Origin of the sequence: Paraburkholderia sp. GAS41 (assembly GCF_050436545.1) — a bacterium.
Taxonomy (GTDB): Bacteria; Pseudomonadota; Gammaproteobacteria; order Burkholderiales; family Burkholderiaceae; genus Paraburkholderia.
On record NZ_JBNDMK010000025.1, the window covers coordinates 81,728 to 104,230 of the forward strand.

Genomic DNA, 22,503 nt, shown 5'->3' on the forward strand with positions numbered 1-22,503 from the left:
AGTGATGATTCGAACTTATCACCGTCAATATCTGCAACCCATAGCGAGGCGCGCATGCGGGACATATCGTTGAAACGATAAAGACATGAGTCCGGCGCATATAAGGCTTATACCGTGACCGTCATTTCACGACATTTTTTGCAAAAATAGCGCGTTTCGGCCAAATTTCTGACTCTTATTACCGCACAGGAAACGGAAGCAAAGCCGAAATCCGGCCGTTATATCGATCCGACACCGTATTTTCCCGACCAAAACTATTCAGGAACGCCTGCAAGGGAATCGGTTCCATGGGAAAATCACGTCTTTCCGCCGTTTTCAAGTCTCGTTTTCCCCATGTCCGTCGACACAGCCACCCCGCGCAGCGAATTCGCGACGACCCTGCAGATCATTCCGGTCGTTTTTTTCACGTTTATTTGCTATCTGACCATCGGAATTCCGCTGGCGGTGCTGCCTGGCTACGTCCACGACGACCTCGGCTTCAGCGCAATCATCGCCGGGGCGGCGATCAGCGTGCAATACGTGGCTACGCTCGCCTCACGCGCGCTGGCCGGCCGCTCGGCCGACACGCTCGGGCCGAAGCGGACCGTGGCGATCGGGCTGATCGGCTGTGGCGTCAGCGGCGTGATGCTGCTGGTCGCCGTGCTGTGCGGGCGCTGGCCCGGGATCAGTCTAGGGCTGCTGGTGCTGAGCCGGCTGGTGCTCGGCTTTGGCGAAAGCCTGTGCGGAACCGGCGCGATTCTGTGGGGAATCGGCCGGGTCGGGGTTTCGCACAACGCGCGGGTGATCTCGTGGAACGGTATTGCCACCTACGGCGCGCTGGCGATCGGCGCGCCGCTCGGAGTGGCGATTGCGCATCTGGTCGGCTATACGGCGCTCGGCATCGTCGTGATGGCACTGGGTGCCCTGGGCTACACCCTCGCGCGGCGCATTGCGCCCGTGCCTGTGGTGCATGGCGAGCGGATGTCGTACCGCAGCGTGTTCATGCGCGTCCTGCCGCACGGCTTGGGCCTCGCGCTCGGCTCGGCCGGCTTCGGCTCGATCGCCACCTTCATCACCCTGTTCTACGCCGCGCGGCATTGGCCCAATGCGGCTCTGTCGCTGACCGTGTTCGGCACACTTTTTATCGGCGCGCGCCTGCTGTTCGCCAATACGATCAAGACGTATGGCGGTTTTCGGGTGGCGATCGCGTCGTTCGCGTTTGAATGCGTGGGCCTGCTGATGCTCTGGCTCGCACCCGAGCCCCACTTTGCGCTTGCGGGCGCCGCATTGACCGGCTTTGGCTTCGCGCTGGTGTTTCCGGCACTCGGCGTCGAAGCGGTCGGTCTGGTGCCGCCGGCTAGCCGTGGCGCGGCGCTGTCGGCGTACTCGGTGTTTCTCGACCTGTCGCTGGGGATTACCGGGCCGCTCGCCGGCTATATTGCCGGTGAATTCGGCTACGGCTCGGTGTTCCTGTTTGCGGCCGTGTCCGCCGCGGCTGCGGGAGCGCTGTCGACCGTGCTGTATATGCGACACGCCCGCCTGCCGAACGCGCCGGCGGCGACCTGACGGTTGCTGCGCCCGTAGCGTAGTGATGGCCGGGTTTGCAACCGGCTGGCCGGTCGCGGACTCAAGGAAAGAAAACCTCACTGATCGACCGGGCCTCGTCATCGGTGCCAAGCGCCACGCGATGCCCGACCATCAAGCCTGCGTCGTAGGCGGCCTCCAGCGCGTGGGCCAGATCCTCGATGTGGATGATCCGCAGGTCCTTCGTCAGCTTGCCGGTTTGCTCGAGTTGCTCGATGCCGAGGACGTCGGTAGAAATCGTCCGCAGCAATTCGAGACGCTCGTCGTGGATGGTATTGCTCATTTCGTACCCCCTTTACAGGCGGGGCGTGACACCTCACATGAGAAATCACTGTTGCCCTGTCAGCCTTTGATTTACATCAACCTTCAGTTGTAATAATAGTAAGGAAAGGCTGACCTGGTACGTGACCTGCAGTCGCAGGTTGAAGCTCTACTCCAAAAAAGACGCTTGCATCTGCCGGCAACAGACGTGAAAAAGGGCGCAAAGAGCGCCCTCTTACTCCACACGACCGCACACGGCGATGCACACGGCGATCAGCCGGATGAGCCGGATAAGCTCCGTCGGCCCAGTCAGCCGACCCGCACGGTCACGCCGGACTACCGTGCCGCCGTCCCACGCGCCCCACCCGACAGCGACTTTTCCAACGCCGCCACACCCGCCGGCAAGTCGACCGTTACGCCCAGATCCAGCACGGTCCGGCCCAGCGCGTGCAGCGTCCGGAACAGGTTATGTTCGCGGCATTGCTCACCCATCTGACCGATACGCACGATCGGCAATCCGAACGAGCCCGAGATTTCCACCTGATGCTGCCGCGAGATGTGAGCGCAGATGTCACCGGGGCTCAGGCCCTGGGGAACCTCGATGCCGACCACCGAGTTCAGCCGGAATTCCTGCGGCGTATAGAGCTGCAATCCCAGCGCAGTGATGCCTTCCTGTAGCGCCACCGAACACTTCAGGTGCCGCGCAAAACGCTTCTCGAGCGTTTCCGCGCACACGAGGCGCAGCGCCTCGTGCAAAGCCAGCACACCCGAAACCGGCGCCGTGTAGTGGTAGCCGGCGTTGTGCCAGAAATTTTCCGCGAGCGACGCGTCGAGACACCAGTGTGCGCTCGGCGCCGTGCGGCCCTTCACCCGTTCCCATGCTGCATCCGAGAAGGCAATCAGCGAAACGCCGGGGATCGACGACAAGCCTTTCTGGCCGCCGGTAATCACCGCGTCGATACCCCAGGCGTCCATCTCCAGCGGCATCGTGCTCAGCGTGCATACGGCGTCGACGACGACCAGCGCACCAGCGGCTTTCGCCAGCGCCGCGATGTCTTTCAGATGATGATTCACGACCGTGTTGGAGGTCTCACCCTGCACGATCGTGACGACTTCCGGCCGCACGCGGCGAATCGCCTCGGCCACCTGCTCGAGCGTCGCCACCGCGCGATCCGCGACGTCGAGCGTCGTCACTTCGGCGCCGACGCGCCGTCCCATCTCCGCCATCCGTGCGCTGAAAAAGCCGTTCTTGATGCTGAGCACGCGTGTGCCCGTCCAGGCCAGATTGGAGATGGCCATTTCCATCGCGGCCGAACCCGGGCCCGCCACCCCCAGCACCCATTTCGAGTGCGTCTGGAACACGTAACGCGCCATGGTCTTCACCTGGCCGATCACCTTCACCATCGTATTGCCAAGGTGATTGATTACCACCGTGTTCGCCTTGGCGACGGCGGCGGGAATCGGCACGGGACCCGCGCCCATCATCAGCAGCGGTTCTTCGGGGAGGATGGCGTCGAGCGATTCGACGACCGGACAGGGCACTGGAATGGAAGTAGTGATTGGCATGATCGGTACGGAGGAAGTCAAGCAGCTGGAGGTGCAAGCGGCCTCGCCAACAGTGATGCTGGCGAGGCCGCTTGTCGATCATTCACCGATCCGGCCGATTGTGCAAGTTTTTTGACAACGCGGGCCGCCGCGTTGGCGCGGCTTCACTTCACCGCATGCTTGTCGAGTTTGCCACCGGTATCCGCGTTGTAGCGTTCGACATACTCCTCGATCAGCTTGCGCATGGCGCGACCGATCTGCCGGTAATCCGACTCGTTGAGATTCGCCAGCGACACCCGCCCCGACGGATGCTGCGTGCCGAAGCCCTTGCCCGGCAGCAACACCACCCGCGCTTCGCGGGCCAGACGGAACAGCAACTCGGTCGGTTCCGTGTTCTTGAGCAGCCAGTCCACGAACTTGCGGCCGAACATCCGCTCGCCAAGAAACTCGATATCGAGAATCGTGTAGTAGTCGACCTGATTCGGATCGTCGTCCTGGAAGGAGATACCCACCTCCTCGTACAACGCCTGCTTGCGCTTGCGGATCAGCCGCTTCAGGGCGTTCTTGTAAGCGTCGGGCGTATCCATCAACGAGAACAGCGAGAACAGCACCATCTGCACCTGCTGCGGCGTCGACAGGCCCGCGGTGTGATTCAGCGCGACCGTGCGGCTATCCGCCACCAGACGGTCGATGAATTTCAGCTTGTCCGGCTCCGTGGTGATGGATTCGTAACGCGTATGCAGTTCCTTCTTCACGTCCTTCGGCAGTTCGGCGAGCAGCCTGTCCAGCACGTTGTCGCGATGCGTCGCGATCGTGCCGAGCCGCCAACCGGTCGCACCGAAGTACTTCGAATATGAGTACACCAGAATCGTATTTTTCGGCGCAAGCGCGAACAGCGAGACGAATTCGTCGGCGAAGGTGCCGTAGACATCGTCGGTAAGCAGGATCAGGTCCGGGCGTTCCTTGACGATCTCGGCAATGTATTGAAGGCTCTCGTCGCTCATCTTCACCGAAGGCGGGTTACTCGGATTGACGAGGAAGAAGGCCTTCACCTTCGGATCGCGCAGCTTGTCGAGCTCCTTCTTCGAATACTGCCAGCCGCTTTCCACCGCGGCTTCGAGATTCACGACATTGAGTTGATAGTCGTTCAGACGCGGGATTTCGATGTAGGGTGTAAAGATCGGCATGCCGAGCGCGATCGTGTCGCCCGCCTTGATGAGGCGGTTTTCACGCATCGTGTTGAAGATATATGTCATCGCCGCGGTGCCGCCTTCCACCGCGAAAACATCGAACTCGCCGACAAACGGATGCTTGCCGATCATCTCGCGGCGCAGATACTGACCGACAATGATTTCCGAGAGCTTGAGCATGCGGTCCGGCACCGGATAGTTCGAGGCAAGGATGCCTTCGCACATCTCGTACAGAAAGTCGCCCGCCGAAAGACCCAGTTGATCGCGCACGTACGAGATGGCGCCGCGCAGGAAATCAATACCTGGCACACCTTTGTTTTCCCGCAGGAACAGGTCGAAGCGTTCCGTGAGCCCGTCGCGACGCGGGAAACCGCCCACGCCTTCGGGCATATACGCGAACGAGCGCTCCGACTCCCGCATCGCGAACAGGCCCAGTTGCCAGAAGCCATGACGCGGGATGGTCGCCAGAAAGTTCGGATTGCCGCGCCCGGCGTTGAGCATCGAGACGTTGGCAGCACGCTCCACGGCGCCGCCGCCGGCCGCCTTGATCAGTTCATCCTTCAGTTCGAACGGGCTGAGTGCTGCCAGCTTGGCCTGTTCGGTTTCGCTTTTGCCTTTTGCCATGATGCATTCTCCATTGCAAGGTGAAGTACGTCGGCGGCGAGCACGCTTCTGCGGCAGCGCCGGCGTGAAGGAATGAGGGTTGCGAAGCGCGCCTCGTCAGATCGAACCCGCCTTAGACGAGGCCCACGACGAGCGGCCCCAGCAGCGTCAGCGCCACGTTCGCGATCGCATAGGTAATGGCGAACGGCACGGTGGGCACGGCGCTTTCCGCCTTGTCGAGCACGCCGCCGAACGCCGGGTTTGCGCTGCGCGAACCGGACAGCGCGCCGGCCAGAAGCGCAGCGTTTTTGTAGCCGAGCACATAGCGGCCAAACAGCATCGTCAGCAGCAGCGGGAACAACGTGACGAACACGCCGAGCAGAAAGATCGTCATGCCGCTCTGCTTGACCGTGACGACCGCCTGCAGCCCCGAGTTCAGACCGACCACCGCGACGAACGCAGCCAGCCCGAAGTCTTTCAGCAACTGCGAGGCGGCGGTCGGCAACACGCCGTACATGGGATGCTTGCCGCGCATCCAGCCGAACAGCAGGCCGGCGAGCAGACATCCGCCGCCCGAGCCGAGCGTGAGCGGAATGCCCCCTACGTCGAGCACGACGAGGCCCATCAGGAGGCCAAGCACGAGGCCGACGCCCATGTAGATGAAGTCGGTCTTGTTGCTGTACGGCAGTTCGTAGCCGGCTGCATCCACGGCGCGCTTGGTGTCTTTCGGCGAGCCGTAGAAGGTGATCACGTCGCCGTGTTCCAGCCTGGTCTCCGGCAGGATGGGCAGCGGCTGACCGGCGCGCGAAATGCTCTGGATGTAGACGCCGTGACGCATGTCGCGATCCACCAATTCGCGGGCAGCCGCGATCGTCGTGTGGTTCATGCCTTTGCGGGTGAACACGCCTTCGCGCGTCTGCATCACGGCGCCGATGTCCTCGACGTCGGCGATCTCGTTGCCGTTCGCGCCGAATGCGATGACCGCCTCACGGCGGCCCACCACCAGCACTTCGTCGTTAAGTTGCAACGCCAGATCGGGGGTCGGCTCGAGGGTCTTGCCGGCGCGCTTGATGCGCTCGATCGTCAATAGATCCTGATGCTGGGTCTCGACCGCCTTGACCGTTTTCCCGGCGCTGACGTCGATCTTGTATGCACGCCCCACCAGTTCGGGCAACGCGCGTATTTGCCCCGCTCCGAGTGTCGACGCACCGGCAGACAGATCCCGCTCCGCCTCGATCGACGCCTCGCGCAAACCCTGCCCCATGAACTTCGGCAGGATGTTCACGCAGACGATGATCGCCCCGAGCGAGCCGAACACATAAGTCACCGCGTAGGCAATGGCCACGTCGGACTGCATCGACTTGATCTGGTCGGCCGGCAGACTGAGACGCGCAATGGCGTCACCCGCCGTGCCGATGATCGCCGACTGGGTCAGCGCGCCGCCCGCCAGCCCCGCCGCGAGTCCCTTGTTGAGATGGAACAGCTTCGCACACACGACCACCGTGATCAGCGCCGACACGGCAAGGAAGATCGCCATGGCGATTTCACGCAGCGTCTTGCGGTTGAGCGAATTGAAGAAACCCGGCCCCGAGTCGTAGCCGACGGCGTAAATGAACACCGCGAACATCACCGACTTCACGCCGTTGTCGATCGTGACACCCGCCTGACTGATGACGACCGCGGCAAGCAGCGAACCGCCCACACCGCCCAACTGGAATTTGCCGAAATTGATCTGGCCGACGTAGTAACCGACCGCCAGAGAAAGAAACAACGCGATTTCAGGTGACTTGTGAAAGATGTTGTGTAGCCAGTCCATCATGCCCTCGCCATAAACGTTGACCGACCTGCCTGGTGTATTGGCCGGCGGACGTCGTGGCACTTCGGTCCGTGGCCCTGATTGCGCTAGCCATGCGCCAACCTTGTCTGCCCCCTGGCTCACCCCTGTCCCGTTGTTGCGTGGAGCCGCGCGGCGTGCGGTCTGCGCGCGGTCTCCGTGATGTCGCTGCTGCCCGGATGCAGCAGCTAGCCGAACTTGCCGGCCAGGCCGACCACCACCGGCCCCATCAGCGGCAGCAGGATGTTGGAAAGCGCATAGGTGATCGTGTAACCGATTACCGGCGTCGAATTGCCAGTCACGCCGACCAGCGCGCTGATGGCCGGCGTGCTGCATTGCTGCCCGGCAATCGCACCGAGCAGCATCGGGGCTTCCAGCTTGAGAAACGTGCGGCCGATCCACAACGACAGCAGCCCCGGGATCAGCACCATCAGAATGCCGACGAACGGCAGCGCCACGCCGTACTCGCGAACCAGCTTGATCGCGTCCGGTCCCGCCGACAGGCCGACTGCCGCGATAAAAGTGGCAAGACCGAAGTCCTTGAGGATCTGTGCGGCCGCGGAAGGCAGCGAGCCGATCAGCGGATAGCGCGAGCGGATCCAGCCGAACAGCAGCCCCGACAGCAGGCAGCCGCCGCCCGTGCCGAGCGCCACCGAGACACCGCCGATGCGCCCGCCCAGATGGCCGATCGCCATGCCGGCCAGCACACCGAGCCCGAGGTACACGAAATCGGTTTTCTGGGTCGCGGGCAAGATATAGCCGAGCCGGCGCGCGCCGCGCTCCACATCCGCCTTGGCACCGACGAGGGTCAGCACGTCGCCGCGGTTCAGTTCGGTGCCGGGCAACGCAGGCAGCGTCGTCTCGAGCCGCGTCACGGTGGCAATGTAGACACCTCGTCCTTGCTCCGGCGTGGCCCGCTCGCGCAACTGGGCGACCGTCATGCCCTGAGCATCGCGGCGGGTCAGGACCACATCCACGCGCTCGGCCGTCACCGTGTTGAAGCGGTTGTCGGCCAGTTCCGTGCCGAGCGCCGCAGCGGCTGTGACCAGCGCCCCACGCCGTCCAGCGACCAGCGCAATATCGCCGGCCGCCAACTCGAGGTGCGGTTCGAGCGACAGGCTCACACCGTCTCGCTCCACCTGCTCGACCGTCAGATTGCCGCCGTAACGGAGTTCGAGCGCCGCGATCGTGAGCCCCGCTGCCGGACCGATCCGGAATACCCGGCTCACCAGCGCAGGCGCGCCCATGCGCTGGCCTTCGTCGAGCGCGCCGTCGCCGCCCAGCTTGCGCCACACACGCTGCGCTTCCTCGCGCAGATTGACGCGCAGCAGCAGCGGCGCGAACTGGCTGGTAAACATCACCACAGTGATGAGGCCGAACAGGTAGCTGACGCTATAGGCGGTGACGATATTGGCCTGCAGACGCGTGGTCTCGGCGTCCGCGAGTCCCAGCTTGGCGACGGCTTCTGAAGCGGTGCCGATCACCGCGGACTCAGTTGCCGCGCCCGCCAGCAGGCCGGCCGCCGTACCCGCATCCAGATGCAGCGCGAACAGCGCGATCATCACGAGCACCAGCACTGACACGATTTCCACGAGCGACAGCAAGCCATAGCGCCAGCCCCGCCCGATATTGGCGAAGAACTGCGGCCCACCGGTAAAACCCAGGGCAAAGATAAACAGGGCGAAAGCGATGTTTTTCAGGTCCGGGGCAAGCCGGGCGCCGGTTTGACCCAGCAGGAGCGCCACGATCAAGGTGCCGCAGACACCGCCGAGCTGGATAGGGCCAATCTTGAACGAACCAATGAAATATCCGAGAGCAAGGCTCGCAAAGAGCGCGATTTCCGGTTGCGACCTGAGCAATTCACCGATCATGTTCTGGTTGCGCCTTTAGCGTTAACTTATAACGATTGTGAGAAAAAATCGCCTTGAAGTTCCCAGAAAATCTTTTTCCTGCAATCCCGCTATGCGGAACAAGTCATACATTAACGAATCGCGATGTTTGCCAGTGAATCAAAAAAATCATTACTCCAGAATGACACATTGAGATTCCGATTTTCTATCCCGCAATGCCACATCAACGCACAATTCAACTCGGATTGCATACAAAAATCCATTTCCCGCACGGTTGCTCGACAACCCCACCCTCTGCCGCATAGCACGGCGGCAAGCGAATCGTTTGACTAATTAGTCCAATTCCGCCAATACGCGCGTCGTATCCAGAATTTAGGCAATTTCCAGAATTAGCGCGATCCTAATAATGCGACGAAGCGAAATCAACAAATATTGTAATTCCACGTAATAGTCAATATTATTTGACCCAGAAGTCGTAACAACCAGGTCCGGACGATTCCCGAGTGAGTCGCTATCCCGCGTCGAGACTCACCCGCACGGCTTTCTTCCAAGCATAAGAGGCGTATTACAATGAATCAGATTCACGCTATGCGAGTTTTCGTCCGAGTGGCCGAAACAGAAAGTTTCCGGCGTGCCGCCCAACAACTTGCGGTATCGAATGCGCTTGTTACGCGCTCGATCGCCACGCTCGAAGCCCATCTGAAAACGCGGCTCATCAATCGCACCACGCGCAATCTCGCCCTGACCGAGGCGGGAAAACGCTATCTGGAAGGGTGCCGCGGCCTGCTCGAAGAACTCGACCGCCTCGAGAATGCCCTCGCCGACACGCAATCCGAGCCCGGCGGCACGCTGCGGCTCGCCGCTTCCGGCACGCTGTCCCTGCTCTCGCTGACACCGTTGCTCGACGGCTTCCGCAGGCAATACCCGAAGGTCAAGGTGCGGCTCACGCTGACCGACCGGCGGGTGGACCTGATTGAAGACGGTTACGACGTCGGCATCGTCACCGGTTTCGTCAAGCCCAGCCAGGATCTGATCGACCGGCCCATCGGCACGCATTCGCTGGTGGTTTGCGCAGCCTCATCGTATCTGGCCGAACAAGGCGTGCCGCGCACGCCCGCACAACTTGCGCTGCATGCGTTCATCGGCTTGCCGGCGGAGCAGCCCACCACCTGGCATTTCACCGGCCCAGGGCCGCGCACCGAGGAAATCGCACTGCAGCCGGTCTACTCCGTCAACAGCGCAATGATGGTGAGGCTAGGCGCGCTGGCCGGCATGGGCATTGCCATCCTGCCCTGGCAAATGGTGGTCGAGGACCTGGCGGCCGGCACCTTGACGCGCGTCATGGACGATTACAGAGTGGACGATCCGGACGTCAAGGTGTCGATCGTCTATCCGAACCGGCAGTTCCTGCCGGCCAAAACGCGCACCTTCGTCGAGCACACGATCGAGCATTTCGGCCGGACCTTGTCGGGTGAAGACCAGGGCCAGGACAACGGCGCGGGCGACGTGCGCATGCCGGCAGGCATGCAAACGCCTCCCCTCCTCGCCGGAGAGATGAGTACCAGCCTGCATGCGCCACGGGACGCCTAACCTGTCAGCATAGCGTTCGCGGCGCGTCCCATGCGCATGATCCTGTTCAGCAGCCGCCAGTACGACAGCGAGACGTTCAACGAAGCGAACACAGCGTACCGCTACGATCTGCACTTTCAGGAATCGCACCTCGACGCCGAAACCGCTGTCCTCGCGGACGGCTTCGAGGTGGTGTGTCCATTCGTCAACGACTGCGCGGACGGCGCGGTTCTCGAACGGCTGCAGGCGGGCGGCACGCGCCTGATCGCGCTACGTTCGGCCGGCTTCAATCACGTGGATCTCGCGGCAGCCCAGCGGCTCGGTATCACCGTGACGCGCGTGCCGGCCTATTCGCCGCATGCGGTGGCCGAGCACGCAGTGGGGCTGATCCTCGCGCTGAACCGGCGCTTGCCGCGGGCGGCCGCGCGCACGCGCGAGGGCGATTTTTCGCTGAATGGATTGCTCGGTTTCGATCTGCACGGCAGGACCGTCGGCGTGATCGGCACCGGGATGATCGGCCGCGTGTTCGCCCGCATCATGGCGGGCTTCGGTATGCAGGTGCTCGCCTACGATCCCGGCACCCCCGCCGAGGATCTGCTGGCGCTCGGCGCACGCTACGTGCCGCTCGATACGCTGCTCGCCGCAAGCGACGTCGTCAGTCTGCACTGTCCGCTGGTGCCGGACACCTACCATCTGATCGACGGGCACGCGCTCGCCAAAATGAAGCGCGGCGCGATGCTGATCAATACCGGCCGCGGCGGTCTGGTGGAGAGCAATGCACTGGTCGGCGCACTCAAGAGCGGTCAGCTCGGCAACCTGGGCCTCGACGTCTACGAGGAAGAAGGCGGTCTGTTCTTCGAAGACCATTCGAACCGGCCGCTCCAGGACGACGTGCTGGCACGCCTGCTGATGTTCCCCAACGTCATCGTCACCGCGCATCAGGCGTTCTTCACCCGCGAGGCCATGAACGAAATCGCCCAGACCACGCTCGGCAATGTGGCGGCATGGCACGATGGCTCGCGGCGCAACGTGGTGTCCGCGCGCGGATAGCATGGCGCAATGAACAACGAGGAAGCGGCCAGCAGGCGCCTAAGCCGCCCCACCGCTCGTCGTCTGACGAATCACGGTCCGCGCGTCGTCGAGCGCGCCGCACACTTCGCGCAGCAAAGCCACTTCGCGTTCGTGGACCTCCACTGGAAACCAGCGCGCGCCCGAATCGGCCAGATAGCGTGCCCGATGCTGGCCGTTGCGGAACGCCACGACGCCCTCGTGTTCGAGGCCCAGCCAACCCATCAGGCCCGGCGCGCGACGCTTCGAGACCGTCACGTAAGGCATCTGCGGGATGCGCGGATTGGCCGGATCGAGAAACTCGCGAATCCCGCGCACCTTGCCCGTGTGCCACTCGTTGACGGGCTTCAGGACGTAGTCGGTATTGTCGCGATTCGCGCAGTCGAGCAGTTTGCGGGCGTCGACCAGCACCACCTCGTGACGCGTGCCGTCGGCAATGAAGACGCGTTTCAGACGAACGTGGTCGTACCACGGATGCTCGTGCAGGGGCACGATCCAGATCGGTTCCGCCAGAGGCGATTCGAGAGTCGGCGTGGCTGATGACATAGACAATGACAGGTGCAGACTCAATGTGCCGGTGCAGAAAACCGGCATGCTAAAAAAGCGCTAACGCTACGGTCCGCTCGTGAAGTATATGTGACAGATCCAGCAATAATCAGCACGCATAAGACGTATTCAAAATACCTGCTGCCTTTGAATAGTCCCGGAGACAGTGATGACATCCGAACATTTTGGCGAACACGTCAGAATTGAAGCAAGCGAAAGGGTGGCGACGATCGTGCTCGAACGCCCGGCGCGCCGCAACGCGGTCGACCGTCCGACTGCCGATGCGCTGTCCGCCGCGTTTCGCCGTTTCGAAGCCGAGCCGCAATGGCGCGCGGCGGTGCTGTTCGGCGCGGGCGGCACCTTCTGCGCGGGCGCCGATCTCACCGCGCTGGCAGACGATGCGCGCCGCAACGAGGTGTACGCCGATGGCGGCGGGCCCGGTCCGATGGGTCCGACGCGCATGCCCTTCACCAAGCCGGTGATCGCCGCAATTACCGGGTTCGCCGTTGCGGGCGGTCTCGAACTGGCGGCGATGTGCGACCTGCGCGTCGTCGAGGAAGATGCCGTGCTCGGCGTCTTCTGCCGGCGTGTGGGCATCCCGCTGATCGACGGCGGCACGATCCGCTTGCCCCGGCTGATCGGGCTGTCGCGCGCGCTGGACCTGATCTTGACCGGACGCGCACTCGACGCGCAGGAAGCGCTCGGCTTCGGCCTCGCCAACCGCGTCGTGCCGCACGGTACGGCGCGGGCCGTAGCCGAAGAGTTGGCCGCGCAACTGGCCGCATTTCCGCAGGCCGCCTTGCTCGCCGACCGCCGCTCCGCAATCAAAAACAGCCCGCTCGACGATCTGCCCGAAGCCTTGCGTCGCGAGGGCGCCGGCGGTTATGACGCGATCTTCGCCGAAGGCGTGGCAGGCGCGCAGAATTTCGTTCAACGAAAAACAACACCTTGAGCAGTCCAGAGCAAGACACTTTTGGCTTAGGTACAATCCCTTAGTTGTTTGCCCTCCCGGCGCCCGCGCTCTCGCTCCGAAACGCGCGCCGGTCACGCGTGCATCGCGCGGGCTTCGTACCGATCTCCCCCATCATGCCTTTGCCTCTGCTTGCCCTTGCCGTCGCCGCGTTTGGAATCGGTACCAGCGAATTCGTCATCATGGGCTTGCTACCCGATGTCGCTCGCGATCTGGCCGTCTCGATTCCCGCCGCGGGCATGCTGGTCTCGGCGTACGCGCTCGGCGTGACGATCGGTGCGCCGATCGTCGCCATCGCAGTGGCTAACATGCCGCGCAAGCGGGCGCTGATGAGCCTGATCGGCGTGTTTATCGTCGGCAATCTGCTCTGTGCGCTCGCGCCCAATTATGGCGTGCTGATGATCGCGCGCATCGTCACGGCGTTTTGCCATGGCGCATTCTTTGGTATCGGCTCGGTGGTCGCAGCGGGACTCGTCGCGCCGAACCGGCGTGCCCAGGCGATCGCCCTGATGTTCACCGGCCTCACACTCGCCAACGTGCTCGGCGTGCCGCTGGGTACGGCGCTCGGTCAGGTGGTCGGCTGGCGGGCCGCGTTCTGGGCTGTCACCGTCATTGGCGGGCTGGCCGCCGCCGCGCTCGCCGTGTTCCTGCCTGCGAAGATCGACATGCAGAAGGCGAATCTCGTGCACGAGTTCGCCGTGCTGAAGAATCCGCAGGTGCTGATGGTGCTCGGCATCAGCGTGCTGGCTTCCACCAGTCTCTTCTCCACCTTCACCTACATCACGCCGATCCTCGAAGACGTGACCGGCTTCAGGCCGCATGCGGTGACGCTGGTGCTGCTGCTGTTCGGCCTTGGCCTGACCGTGGGCAGCACGCTCGGCGGCAAGCTGGCCGACTGGCGCCTGATGCCCTCGCTGATTGCGTTCCTGTTCGCCATCGTCGTGATTCTCACCGTATTCGCCGGCACCATGCACTCAGCCGTGCCCGCGATGGTGACGATTTTCATGTGGGGCGTGCTCGCCTTCGCGATCGTGCCGCCGCTGCAAATGCTGATCGTCGATCGTGCGAGCCACGCGCCCAACCTCGCCTCCACGCTCAATCAGGGCGCCTTCAACCTCGGCAACGCCAGCGGCGCATGGCTGGGCGGCATGGTCATCGGCGCGGGCGCGCCGCTCACCACGCTGCCGTGGGTCGGCGTCGCGGCGGCCACCGCCGCGCTCGCCTTGACGCTGTGGTCGGTGCAACTCGGACGCCGCACGCAGGGCGTCGCCGTCACCGGCTAAAGCGGCCTTGACGTCAGCGGGGCGCGCCGCCTGGCGCGGTTCCGCGTGACATGCCGGCGGTGTACGATCTCGCCCGATGAAAGTCATCTTCACACGCGATTTTCTCGCGCTCATCCTCAGTGTCGCAGTGGTCGGACTCGGCAGCGGCGCCACCTTGCCGCTCACCGCGCTTGCGCTGACCCAGGCCGGTTACGGCACCGACGTGGTCGGCCTGCTGACCGCCGCGCAAGCGGGCGGCGGCTTGCTGGTCGTGCCGCTGGCCGGCTGGATCGCGGCACGCTTCGGCGGCCGCCAGGTGATCGTCGGGGCGGTGCTGGTCGTGGGCATTGCCACGGCATCGATGCAGTTCAGCTCGAACCTGTGGGTCTGGGGCGTGCTGCGCGTGCTATGCGGCGCTGCGCTGATGCTGCTCTTCACAATCGGCGAGGCATGGGTGAACCAGCTCGCCGACGACGCCTCGCGCGGCCGCGTCATCGCGATCTATGCGACGAACTTCACGCTATTCCAGATGGCCGGGCCCGTGCTGGTGAGCCAGATCTCGCACCTGACCGAAGGCCGTTTTCTACTGTGCGGCGCGCTCTTCATGCTGGCACTGCCGGCACTCGCGGCGATTCGCTCCACACCTTCCTCCAGCGACGAAGCCCAGGCGCACGACAGCTGGCGGCATGTGCTGCCGCACATGCCGGCGCTCGTGATCGGCACCGGCTTCTTTGCTTTGTTCGACACCATCGCGCTCTCGCTGATGCCGCTCTTTGCGATGGCGCACGGCATCTCCAGCGAGCTTGCCGTGCTGTTCGCCTCGGCCTTGCTGCTCGGCGATACGACCATGCAATTTCCGATCGGCTGGCTCGCCGATAAGCTCGGTCGCGAACGCGTGCATATCGGCGCGGCCGTGGTGGTCGTGCTGCTGTTGCCGGTGCTGCCCTGGGCGATCGCGTCGCCGTGGCTATGCTGGCCCTTGCTGTATGTGCTCGGTGCGGCGGCCGGTTCGATCTACACGCTGTCGCTCGTGGCTTGCGGCGAGCGCTTTCGCGGCGCGGCGCTGGTGTCGGCCAGTTCGCTGGTTGGCGCGTCATGGAGCGCCGCGAGTTTTGGCGGTCCGCTGATCGCCGGCGCGTTGATGAAGAGCATGGGCAACGACGCGATGATCGCCGTGCTGCTGGCAAGTGCGCTCGCGTTCCTCGTGGCGGTATGGTGGGAAAAGCGGCGCGGGACGGTACAGGCGCTTTCCTAGCCAAGCGCCGGCAGGATCTCGCCGCTGCACGTACCGAATCCGACCCGATAGCCTTCGCCCTGGCACCATCCGGCTAGCGTCAACTCGTCGCCGTCCTCGATGAAGGTCCGCGTTCCGCCCTCTTTCAGCGCAAGCGGATTCTGGCCGTTCCACGTCAGCTCCAGCAGGCTCCCGTACGAGTCGGTGGTTGGGCCGCTGATCGTGCCCGAACCCATCAGATCGCCTACCCGCGTATTGCAGCCGGACACGGTGTGATGCGCGAGCTGCTGCGCCATCGTCCAGTACATGTGACGGAAATGGGTGCGGGCGAGGGTCGTCGCCTCCTGTACGCCTTGCGGGCGCAGTCTGACTTCGAGGGCGATATCGAACGCATGCGCGCCGTCGTGCCGCAGATATTCGAGCGGCTGGGGTTCCTGCACCGGTTGCGCGACGCGGAACGGTTCAAGCGCATCGAGCGTGACGATCCACGGGGAGATAGTCGTGGCAAAGCTCTTCGCGTTGAACGGTCCGAGCGGCACGTATTCCCACTGCTGGATGTCGCGCGCGCTCCAGTCGTTGAGCAGCACCATGCCGAAGATATGCGCCTCGGCATCGGCGCAGGCAATCGGCTCGCCAAGCGCATTGCCGCGTCCGACGATAAAGCCGGTTTCCAGTTCGATATCCAGCTTGCGGCACGCGCCGAACACCGGACGCTCCTGATCGGGCAGCTTGAGCTGGCCGTTCGGCCGCCGTACCGGCGTGCCGCTCACCACCACCGACGACGCCCGGCCGTTATAGCCGATCGGCATTTCGGACCAGTTCGGCATCAAGGCATGCTTAGGATCACGGAACATCGAACCGACATTCGTCGCATGCTCCTTCGACGAATAAAAATCGGTGTAGCCAGGAATCTGCACCGGCAGATGCAGCGTGGTGCCTGCCTGAGGCACCAGCGCCCGTTCGCGCAGCCCGGCGCTGTCACGCAACGTGGCGGTTTCGCGTGCGAGCAGATGGCTCAACTGGATGCGCACACTACGCCAGGCGTCGCGACCGAGCGCGATGAAATCGTTGAGCGTGGCGCGGGAAAAGACCGTCTCGCTCACCGCCGCGCTCGCGCCTGCGCCTGCGCCGGGCAGACGCAGCAGCTCACTCGCCTGCAGGACTGCGAGGTCGACAATATGCTCGCCAATCGCTACGCCCGCACGCGGCGCGCTGTTGCGTGCGTCGCTAAAGATGCCGAACGGCAGATTCTGGATCGAAAAATCACAGGCGGGATCATTCGCTGCTTCGAGCCAGCTTTTGCGCGACACGTCGAGCGTGGCCTGAAGCTCGTTCAATACGCTCATCGTTGCTCCGGGTCGAAGTGTTTCTTGAGGCCCTGCCAGCATTCGTAGTAATACGCCTGCAATTGCGCGGTCTCCAGCGCGAAGCGAGTGGGTTTGATCAGCGTGCGGGTTTCGAACATGAAGGCCATCGTGTCGCCGACCTTGTGCGGCTTCGAGGTGTCGCTGTGCGAAGCCTTTTCAAAGGTATCCGCGTCCGGCCCGTGACCCGACATGCAGTTATGCAGGCTCGCGCCGCCGGGTACAAAACCCTCCGCCTTGGCGTCATACACGCCATGCACCAGCCCCATGAATTCACTCGCCACATTGCGATGGAACCAGGGCGGCCGGAAAGTATTTTCGGCGGCCAGCCAGCGCGGCGGAAAGATCACGAAGTCGAGCGTATCGACGCCCGGTGTGTCGCTCGTCGAATGCAGTACGAGGAAAATGGACGGATCCGGATGATCGAAACTGATCGAACCGATCGTATTGAAGCGGCGCAGGTCGTACTTGTACGGCGCGTAGTTGCCATGCCATGCGACCACGTCGAGCGGCGAATGGTCTATGCCCGCCCGCCACAGGTTGCCGTTGAGCTTGGCGACCAGTTCGAACGCGCCCTCGCGGTCTTCGTAGGCGGCATGCGGCGTGAGGAAGTCGCGCGGGTTGGCGAGGCCGTTCGAGCCGATCGGGCCAAGGTCCGGCAGCCGGAGCAAAGCCCCGAAGTTCTCGCAGATATAACCCCGTGCGGCGCCGTCAGGCAGCGTGACGGCAAAGCGCACGCCACGCGGGATCACCGCAATCTCGAACGGCTCCACGTCGATCCGCCCGAGTTCTGTGGCGATATGCAGGCGGCCCTCCTGCGGCACGATCAGCAGTTCGCCGTCGGCACTGTAGAAGAAGCGGTCCTGCATCGAGCGGTTGGCGGCATACAGATGGATCGCGCAGCCATTCATGGCCTCGGCCGAACCGTTGCCGGCCATCGTCACCCAGCCGTCGATGAAATCGGTCGGCTCGGCGGGCATCGGCAGCGGATCCCAGCGCAACTGGTTAGGTGGCGTCGGCGGCACGTCATGAAAATTCGCGACGAGACGATGCGACGGCAGCGCCGTGAACGGTCGATGCACCGCCGCCGGACGGATCCGGTAGAGCCACGAGCGTCGGTTGTGGCTGCGCGGCGCCGTGAATGCCGTGCCCGACAACTGCTCGGTGTAAAGCCCGTACGCGGCACGCTGCGGCGCGTTGCGGCCTTGCGGTAACGCACCCGGCAGCGCTTCGGTTGCGAATTCGTTGGCGAAGCCCGACTGATAGCCCGGTTCGATCTCGGGCCGCGCGGGGTTGCCCGCAGGTCTTCCAGCCGCCTCGCCGGCGGCGCTGCGAATGTTCGTGTTCATCCACGTTCTCCGTTCAAACTCTCGACAAGCGACGGTAAGCGGCAGCTAGCGGCCGTTAGCGGCACGCCCCGCGTAAGCTGCGCATTGGGCAATACGTTTGGCCATGCATGAGGCAAGCCGCACCAGCGGATCCACCACCGCCACAATTTAGCGATTACGAATAGTAAAACGAATTACGAATGATGAAACTAACGTTAACCCTGAACCCTGCAGAAACCCCGATATGGTTATCAGCATTTTGTTCATGTGACGGCGGTGCGGACTGCTACCATCGATAGATGCGGCCCCAAGCCGCCTTTCGATGCGCGCCCGACGCGCCACCACAGCCACTCATGATCCCGCAGACCGTTCCTGAACTCATCGCCCGCGCTGCCGCCCATCCGTTTCTCGGCCAGCATCTGGCGTTGGGCGAAGGTCTCTATCACGACACCGCGCTGGCCCGTTTCGACGGACTCGAACTCGCCAGCGCGTATGAGCCGATTTTCGACATCAGCGTACATGCACTGGCCCAGTCGCTGTCCTCTGCGCCGGAAAGCGTGGATCGTTTCGGCGACGAACTGGGTTTTCAGGCGGTGACGCTGCGCCTCGACGGCGAACCTTTCGACCCGTTCGAACGGATCGAGGACGACCCGGAACTGGTTGCGCTCGACCGCATGTCGCGCGCGCTGCATGCGATCAATTTTTTCGGTGCGCAACGCCACGGGCTGCTGTTCCTGCGCGTCCACGAACGCTTGCTGAAGAGCGTGAAATACGACCATGGCCGGCATTTTTCCACCGTGCTGGTGTCGTTTGGACTCAATCCGTCGCGCATCGTCATCGAGTTGCCGGCGGCGGCGGTCGCGCACCGCACCTTCCTCGGCTATCTGACGAAGAGCTATCAGCGCTATGGCTTCAAGGTCGCCGGTAATCTGCCGAACGCCGGACAGATCCTTTCGGTCTCCGACATGGCGCGGCTCGACTTCATCAAGATGGATGCGGGCCTCGCGTTGCGCGACGGCATGGTGAAGCCGCTGGTCGGCTATGCGAACCGGCTGCGGATACCGTTGATCTTCAACCGCGTGGCAAGCGAAGCGCAATTCGACCAGCTGCAGCAGTACGACGTGCGCTTCGTGCAAGGACCGCTGTTCGCCGTGCATAGTCATAACGGCGCAGTCTGAAACACCGGTGGCGGGTTGCGCCGCGGCGAATCAACCCGCGTCGCCCAGGCGCCGCGCGACTGCCTTCAGACGCGGCGCGACGCTTTCACGAAACACCTCCTCGCCCATGGATGACGCCGGCCCGCTGCAACTGAGCACCATCCAGCGCCCTTCACGCGGTTCGCGAAACGGCACGGCGACTGCGTTGACGTCGTCGTGCCAGTCGCGAAACGAATAGCAGCACCGCTCCAGCGCGAACGCCGCGATCTCCTTCTCTGCGTCGGCTACCAGCGCGGCGCCTTCCTTGCCGGCAGCCTTCTTCAATTCCGCCATTAACGCGGCGCGCACGTCGAGCGGCTGGACCGCGAGATACGCGCGCCCCATCGAACTCGTGAGCATGGAGAGTCTGGACCCGGAGGCGAGGCCTAGGGTCAGCGCCGTCTCGCTCCGGATCGTGTCCAGATAGATCATGTCGAGCCCGTCGCGGCAGCCCAACGACACCGCCGCCCCCACCTCGCGCGCAAAGGTCCGCATATGCGGGCGCGCGAGTTCGAGCGTATCCGTGCCCGAAAGCAGCGCGAAGCCGAGTGACAGCACCCCGCCATCGAGCGCATATTTGCCTAGCGTCTCGTCGAGACGCAGGTAGCCGAGCACGGTCAGCGTGTAAGCCAGGCGGTTGACGGTCGCCTTCGGCAGACCCGTGCGTTCGACGAAATCGCGGTTGCCCAGCATCGTCTCGCCCGGCCTGAACGCGCGCAACAGATCCAGACCGCGCGCCAGAGCAACGACGAATTTGCGTTCGTCCAAGGGTTCGAGGGGAGTAGATGCAGGCGTCATCGGATGATACACTCAAGGCTCATTTGCAAAACATTGTTTCGCATAGCGGAACTCAAGTCAAGCGTTTTCAAGTGATACCAGACACACCCGATTCGATTCAGGAGATCCGCATCATGGCCGACGCCGCGCAGTTTCACTGGGAAGATCCGCTGTTGCTCGATCAGCAACTCACCGAAGATGAGCGCATGGTGCGCGAAGCCGCCGCGGTCTATTCGCAAGATCGCCTGCAGCCGCGCGTGCTGGAGGCGTTCCGCCATGAGAAGACCGACGTCGCGATCTTCCGCGAAATGGGTGAACTCGGCCTGCTCGGCCCGACGATCCCCGAGCAGTACGGCGGCCCCGGTCTGAATTACGTGGCCTATGGGCTGATCGCGCGCGAAGTGGAACGCGTCGATTCAGGCTACCGGTCGATGATGTCGGTGCAATCGTCGCTCGTGATGGTGCCGATCTACGAATTCGGCTCGGAAGCGCAAAAAGAAAAGTACCTGCCGAAGCTCGCCACCGGCGAATGGATCGGCTGCTTCGGCCTGACCGAACCCAATCACGGCTCCGATCCGGGCAGCATGGTCACGCGGGCAAAGAAGGTCGGCGGCGGCTTCTCGCTGTCCGGCGCGAAGATGTGGATCACCAACTCGCCAATCGCCGACGTGTTCGTCGTCTGGGCCAAGCTCGAAGAGAACGGCAAGGACGCAATCCGCGGCTTCATTCTGGAAAAAGGCTGGAAAGGCCTGTCCGCGCCGACGATTCACAGCAAGGTAGGTCTGCGCGCCTCGATCACCGGCGAAATCGTGATGGACGAGGTGTTCGTGCCGGAAGAAAACATGCTGCCGAAGGTGAGCGGCCTCAAAGGCCCGTTCACCTGCCTGAACTCGGCGCGCTACGGCATTGCCTGGGGCGCGCTCGGCGCGGCCGAGGCGTGCTGGCATACGGCGCGTCAGTATGTGCTGGATCGTAAGCAGTTCGGTCGGCCGCTCGCCGCCAACCAGCTGATCCAGAAGAAACTCGCCGATATGCAGACCGAAATCACGCTCGGCCTGCAAGGCGTGCTGCGCCTCGGCCGCATGAAGGACGAAGGCACGGCTGCGGTCGAAATCACCTCGATCATGAAGCGCAACTCGTGCGGCAAGTCGCTCGAGATCGCGCGCCTTGCCCGCGACATGCTAGGCGGCAACGGCATTTCGGACGAGTTCGGGATTGCGCGGCACCTGGTGAACCTCGAGGTCGTCAATACCTACGAAGGCACGCACGACATTCACGCGCTGATTCTCGGGCGCGCGCAAACGGGCATTCAGGCGTTTTACTGATCCGGTGAACGTTGTGCAGTCGTGAAAAGAAAGGGCCAACCCAGACGGGTTGGCCCTTTGCATTCCGGCAGCGCTTCCGGCTTGCTGCTCCGGCTTACTTGTTCGGCTGCGGCGTCATGCGCAGATAAGGACGCAGTGCCTTATAGCCCTTCGGGAATTTCTGCTTGATGACTTCCTCGTCCTTCAGCGACGGCACGATCACCACGTCATCGCCCTGCTTCCAGTTGCCTGGTGTCGCGACCTGGTAGTTATCGGTAAGCTGCAGCGAGTCGATCACACGCAGCACTTCGTCGAAGTTGCGGCCGGTGCTGGCCGGGTACGTAATGGTCAGACGCACCTTCTTCTTCGGGTCGATGACGAACAGCGAACGGACCGTAAAGGTCTCGTTGGCATTCGGATGGATCATGTCGTACAGCTGCGAGACCTTGCGGTCGCCGTCCGCCAGAATCGGAAAGCCGACGCTCGCGGCTTGCGTCTCGTTGATGTCCTTGATCCATTCCTTGTGCGACTCGGCGCTGTCCACCGACAGCGCGATCGTCTTGACATTGCGCTTTTCGAACTCGCTCGCGAGCTTCGCCGTCAGGCCGAGTTCCGTCGTGCACACCGGCGTGAAGTCCGCCGGGTGGGAGAACAGCACGCCCCAGCTATCGCCCAGCCACTCGTGGAACCTGATGTGGCCAATGCTCGATTCCTGTTCGAAATCCGGCGCGATGTCGCCAAGACGTAGACTCATGATGCAGCTCCTTTATAGGTTTGGACGATCCGTTCAGGCTGGCGCCTGCGGCACCCGCAAATTTAGAGCATACGGGAGCACGCGTACACCTCGAACGAACATCGCGTCACAACTTTATGAGTTTTTGTAATTTTCTCTGGAATGGAGGAAACTTTGCGGGACAGATCAACTCCATCATGGTCACGGTTTTGCCATGTGACTGTGTGGAGAAAAAGCATCTAACCGGCGGTGAATCGACCGGGAATGGATCGTGCGGAGGTTTGCGCGTACCGCTGCGCTCGCCAC

The 22,503-nt window shown here is 63.1% G+C and carries 18 protein-coding genes; 8 read left to right on the top strand and 10 right to left on the bottom strand.

Features of this window, described 5'->3' with window-relative positions:
* The first annotated feature begins 333 nt into the window (after positions 1–333).
* Positions 334–1,545: an MFS transporter gene (locus P3T43_RS28030; protein ID WP_429284260.1), complete on the top strand. Its 1,212-nt coding sequence runs from the start codon at positions 334–336 to the stop codon at positions 1,543–1,545.
* A 61-nt stretch (positions 1,546–1,606) separates the two neighbouring features.
* Here P3T43_RS28030 and P3T43_RS28035 read toward each other — a convergent pair whose 3' ends face one another.
* The 5 genes from P3T43_RS28035 to aspT (P3T43_RS28055) all read right to left on the bottom strand — a co-directional run bounded on the left by P3T43_RS28035 (position 1,607) and on the right by aspT (P3T43_RS28055) (position 8,867).
* On the bottom strand, positions 1,607–1,846 hold the full coding sequence (locus P3T43_RS28035; protein WP_429284261.1) for a DUF6900 domain-containing protein: 240 nt from the start codon (positions 1,844–1,846) through the stop codon (positions 1,607–1,609).
* Positions 1,847–2,160: 314 nt separating this feature from the next.
* Positions 2,161–3,390 carry a pyridoxal-phosphate-dependent aminotransferase family protein gene (locus tag P3T43_RS28040; RefSeq protein WP_429284262.1) on the bottom strand — a complete coding sequence of 410 codons (1,230 nt, stop codon included), beginning with the start codon at positions 3,388–3,390 and terminating at the stop codon, positions 2,161–2,163.
* Between the two features lie 143 nt (positions 3,391–3,533).
* On the bottom strand, positions 3,534–5,183 hold the full coding sequence (locus tag P3T43_RS28045; RefSeq protein ID WP_429284263.1) for a bifunctional aspartate transaminase/aspartate 4-decarboxylase: 1,650 nt from the start codon (positions 5,181–5,183) through the stop codon (positions 3,534–3,536).
* Positions 5,184–5,295: 112 nt separating this feature from the next.
* The gene (gene aspT, locus P3T43_RS28050; RefSeq protein ID WP_429284299.1) at positions 5,296–6,978 is read right to left on the bottom strand and encodes an aspartate-alanine antiporter; all 1,683 of its coding nucleotides are present in this window, start codon (positions 6,976–6,978) and stop codon (positions 5,296–5,298) included.
* 206 nt (positions 6,979–7,184) lie between these two features.
* The gene (aspT, locus tag P3T43_RS28055) at positions 7,185–8,867 is read right to left on the bottom strand and encodes an aspartate-alanine antiporter (protein ID WP_429284264.1); all 1,683 of its coding nucleotides are present in this window, start codon (positions 8,865–8,867) and stop codon (positions 7,185–7,187) included.
* A gap of 549 nt (positions 8,868–9,416) precedes the next feature.
* On the opposite strand from aspT (P3T43_RS28055), the gene P3T43_RS28060 reads away from it, so the two are divergent.
* Together P3T43_RS28060 and P3T43_RS28065 are read left to right on the top strand one after the other, a co-directional pair.
* The gene (locus tag P3T43_RS28060; protein WP_429284265.1) at positions 9,417–10,436 is read left to right on the top strand and encodes a LysR family transcriptional regulator; all 1,020 of its coding nucleotides are present in this window, start codon (positions 9,417–9,419) and stop codon (positions 10,434–10,436) included.
* A 30-nt stretch (positions 10,437–10,466) separates the two neighbouring features.
* A complete protein-coding gene (locus tag P3T43_RS28065) occupies positions 10,467–11,465 on the top strand; it encodes a 2-hydroxyacid dehydrogenase (RefSeq protein WP_429284266.1) in 999 nt (332 codons plus the stop codon).
* A 39-nt stretch (positions 11,466–11,504) separates the two neighbouring features.
* Here the strand turns inward: P3T43_RS28065 and P3T43_RS28070 are convergent, their stop codons facing one another.
* A complete protein-coding gene (locus P3T43_RS28070; protein ID WP_429284300.1) occupies positions 11,505–12,029 on the bottom strand; it encodes a plasmid fertility inhibition factor family protein in 525 nt (174 codons plus the stop codon).
* Positions 12,030–12,198: 169 nt separating this feature from the next.
* Here P3T43_RS28070 and P3T43_RS28075 point away from each other — a divergent pair, with 169 nt between their 5' ends.
* The 3 genes from P3T43_RS28075 (at position 12,199) to P3T43_RS28085 (ending at position 15,516) form a co-directional block, all read left to right on the top strand.
* Positions 12,199–12,981: a crotonase/enoyl-CoA hydratase family protein gene (locus P3T43_RS28075; RefSeq protein WP_429284267.1), complete on the top strand. Its 783-nt coding sequence runs from the start codon at positions 12,199–12,201 to the stop codon at positions 12,979–12,981.
* Positions 12,982–13,115: 134 nt separating this feature from the next.
* Entirely contained in the window at positions 13,116–14,282 is a 1,167-nt protein-coding gene (locus tag P3T43_RS28080) for an MFS transporter (protein ID WP_429284268.1), read from the top strand.
* A 76-nt stretch (positions 14,283–14,358) separates the two neighbouring features.
* A complete protein-coding gene (locus P3T43_RS28085; RefSeq protein ID WP_429284269.1) occupies positions 14,359–15,516 on the top strand; it encodes an MFS transporter in 1,158 nt (385 codons plus the stop codon).
* Here the strand turns inward: P3T43_RS28085 and fahA are convergent.
* Together fahA and hmgA are read right to left on the bottom strand one after the other, a co-directional pair.
* Positions 15,513–16,841 carry a fumarylacetoacetase gene (gene fahA / locus P3T43_RS28090; protein ID WP_429284270.1) on the bottom strand — a complete coding sequence of 443 codons (1,329 nt, stop codon included), beginning with the start codon at positions 16,839–16,841 and terminating at the stop codon, positions 15,513–15,515. The two genes, P3T43_RS28085 and fahA, sit on opposite strands and share 4 nt — an antisense overlap.
* Positions 16,838–18,208 carry a homogentisate 1,2-dioxygenase gene (gene hmgA, locus P3T43_RS28095; protein WP_429284271.1) on the bottom strand — a complete coding sequence of 457 codons (1,371 nt, stop codon included), beginning with the start codon at positions 18,206–18,208 and terminating at the stop codon, positions 16,838–16,840. Before hmgA ends, fahA begins: the two co-directional genes overlap by 4 nt.
* Positions 18,209–18,540: 332 nt before the next feature.
* Between hmgA and P3T43_RS28100 the strand changes: the two genes are divergently transcribed.
* A complete protein-coding gene (locus tag P3T43_RS28100) occupies positions 18,541–19,365 on the top strand; it encodes an EAL domain-containing protein (RefSeq protein WP_429284272.1) in 825 nt (274 codons plus the stop codon).
* Positions 19,366–19,395: 30 nt separating this feature from the next.
* Here the strand turns inward: P3T43_RS28100 and P3T43_RS28105 are convergent, their stop codons facing one another.
* Complete coding sequence (locus P3T43_RS28105) at positions 19,396–20,181, bottom strand: IclR family transcriptional regulator (RefSeq protein WP_429284301.1); 786 nt, start codon at positions 20,179–20,181, stop codon at positions 19,396–19,398.
* 113 nt (positions 20,182–20,294) lie between these two features.
* On the opposite strand from P3T43_RS28105, the gene P3T43_RS28110 reads away from it, so the two are divergent.
* Positions 20,295–21,485, top strand: coding sequence for an acyl-CoA dehydrogenase (locus P3T43_RS28110; RefSeq protein WP_429284273.1), 1,191 nt, complete (start codon positions 20,295–20,297; stop codon positions 21,483–21,485).
* A 94-nt stretch (positions 21,486–21,579) separates the two neighbouring features.
* Here P3T43_RS28110 and P3T43_RS28115 read toward each other — a convergent pair whose 3' ends face one another.
* Positions 21,580–22,218 (bottom strand): peroxiredoxin, encoded by a 639-nt coding sequence (locus tag P3T43_RS28115; RefSeq protein ID WP_429284274.1) that lies wholly within the window; start codon positions 22,216–22,218, stop codon positions 21,580–21,582.
* Positions 22,219–22,503: the final 285 nt, after the last annotated feature.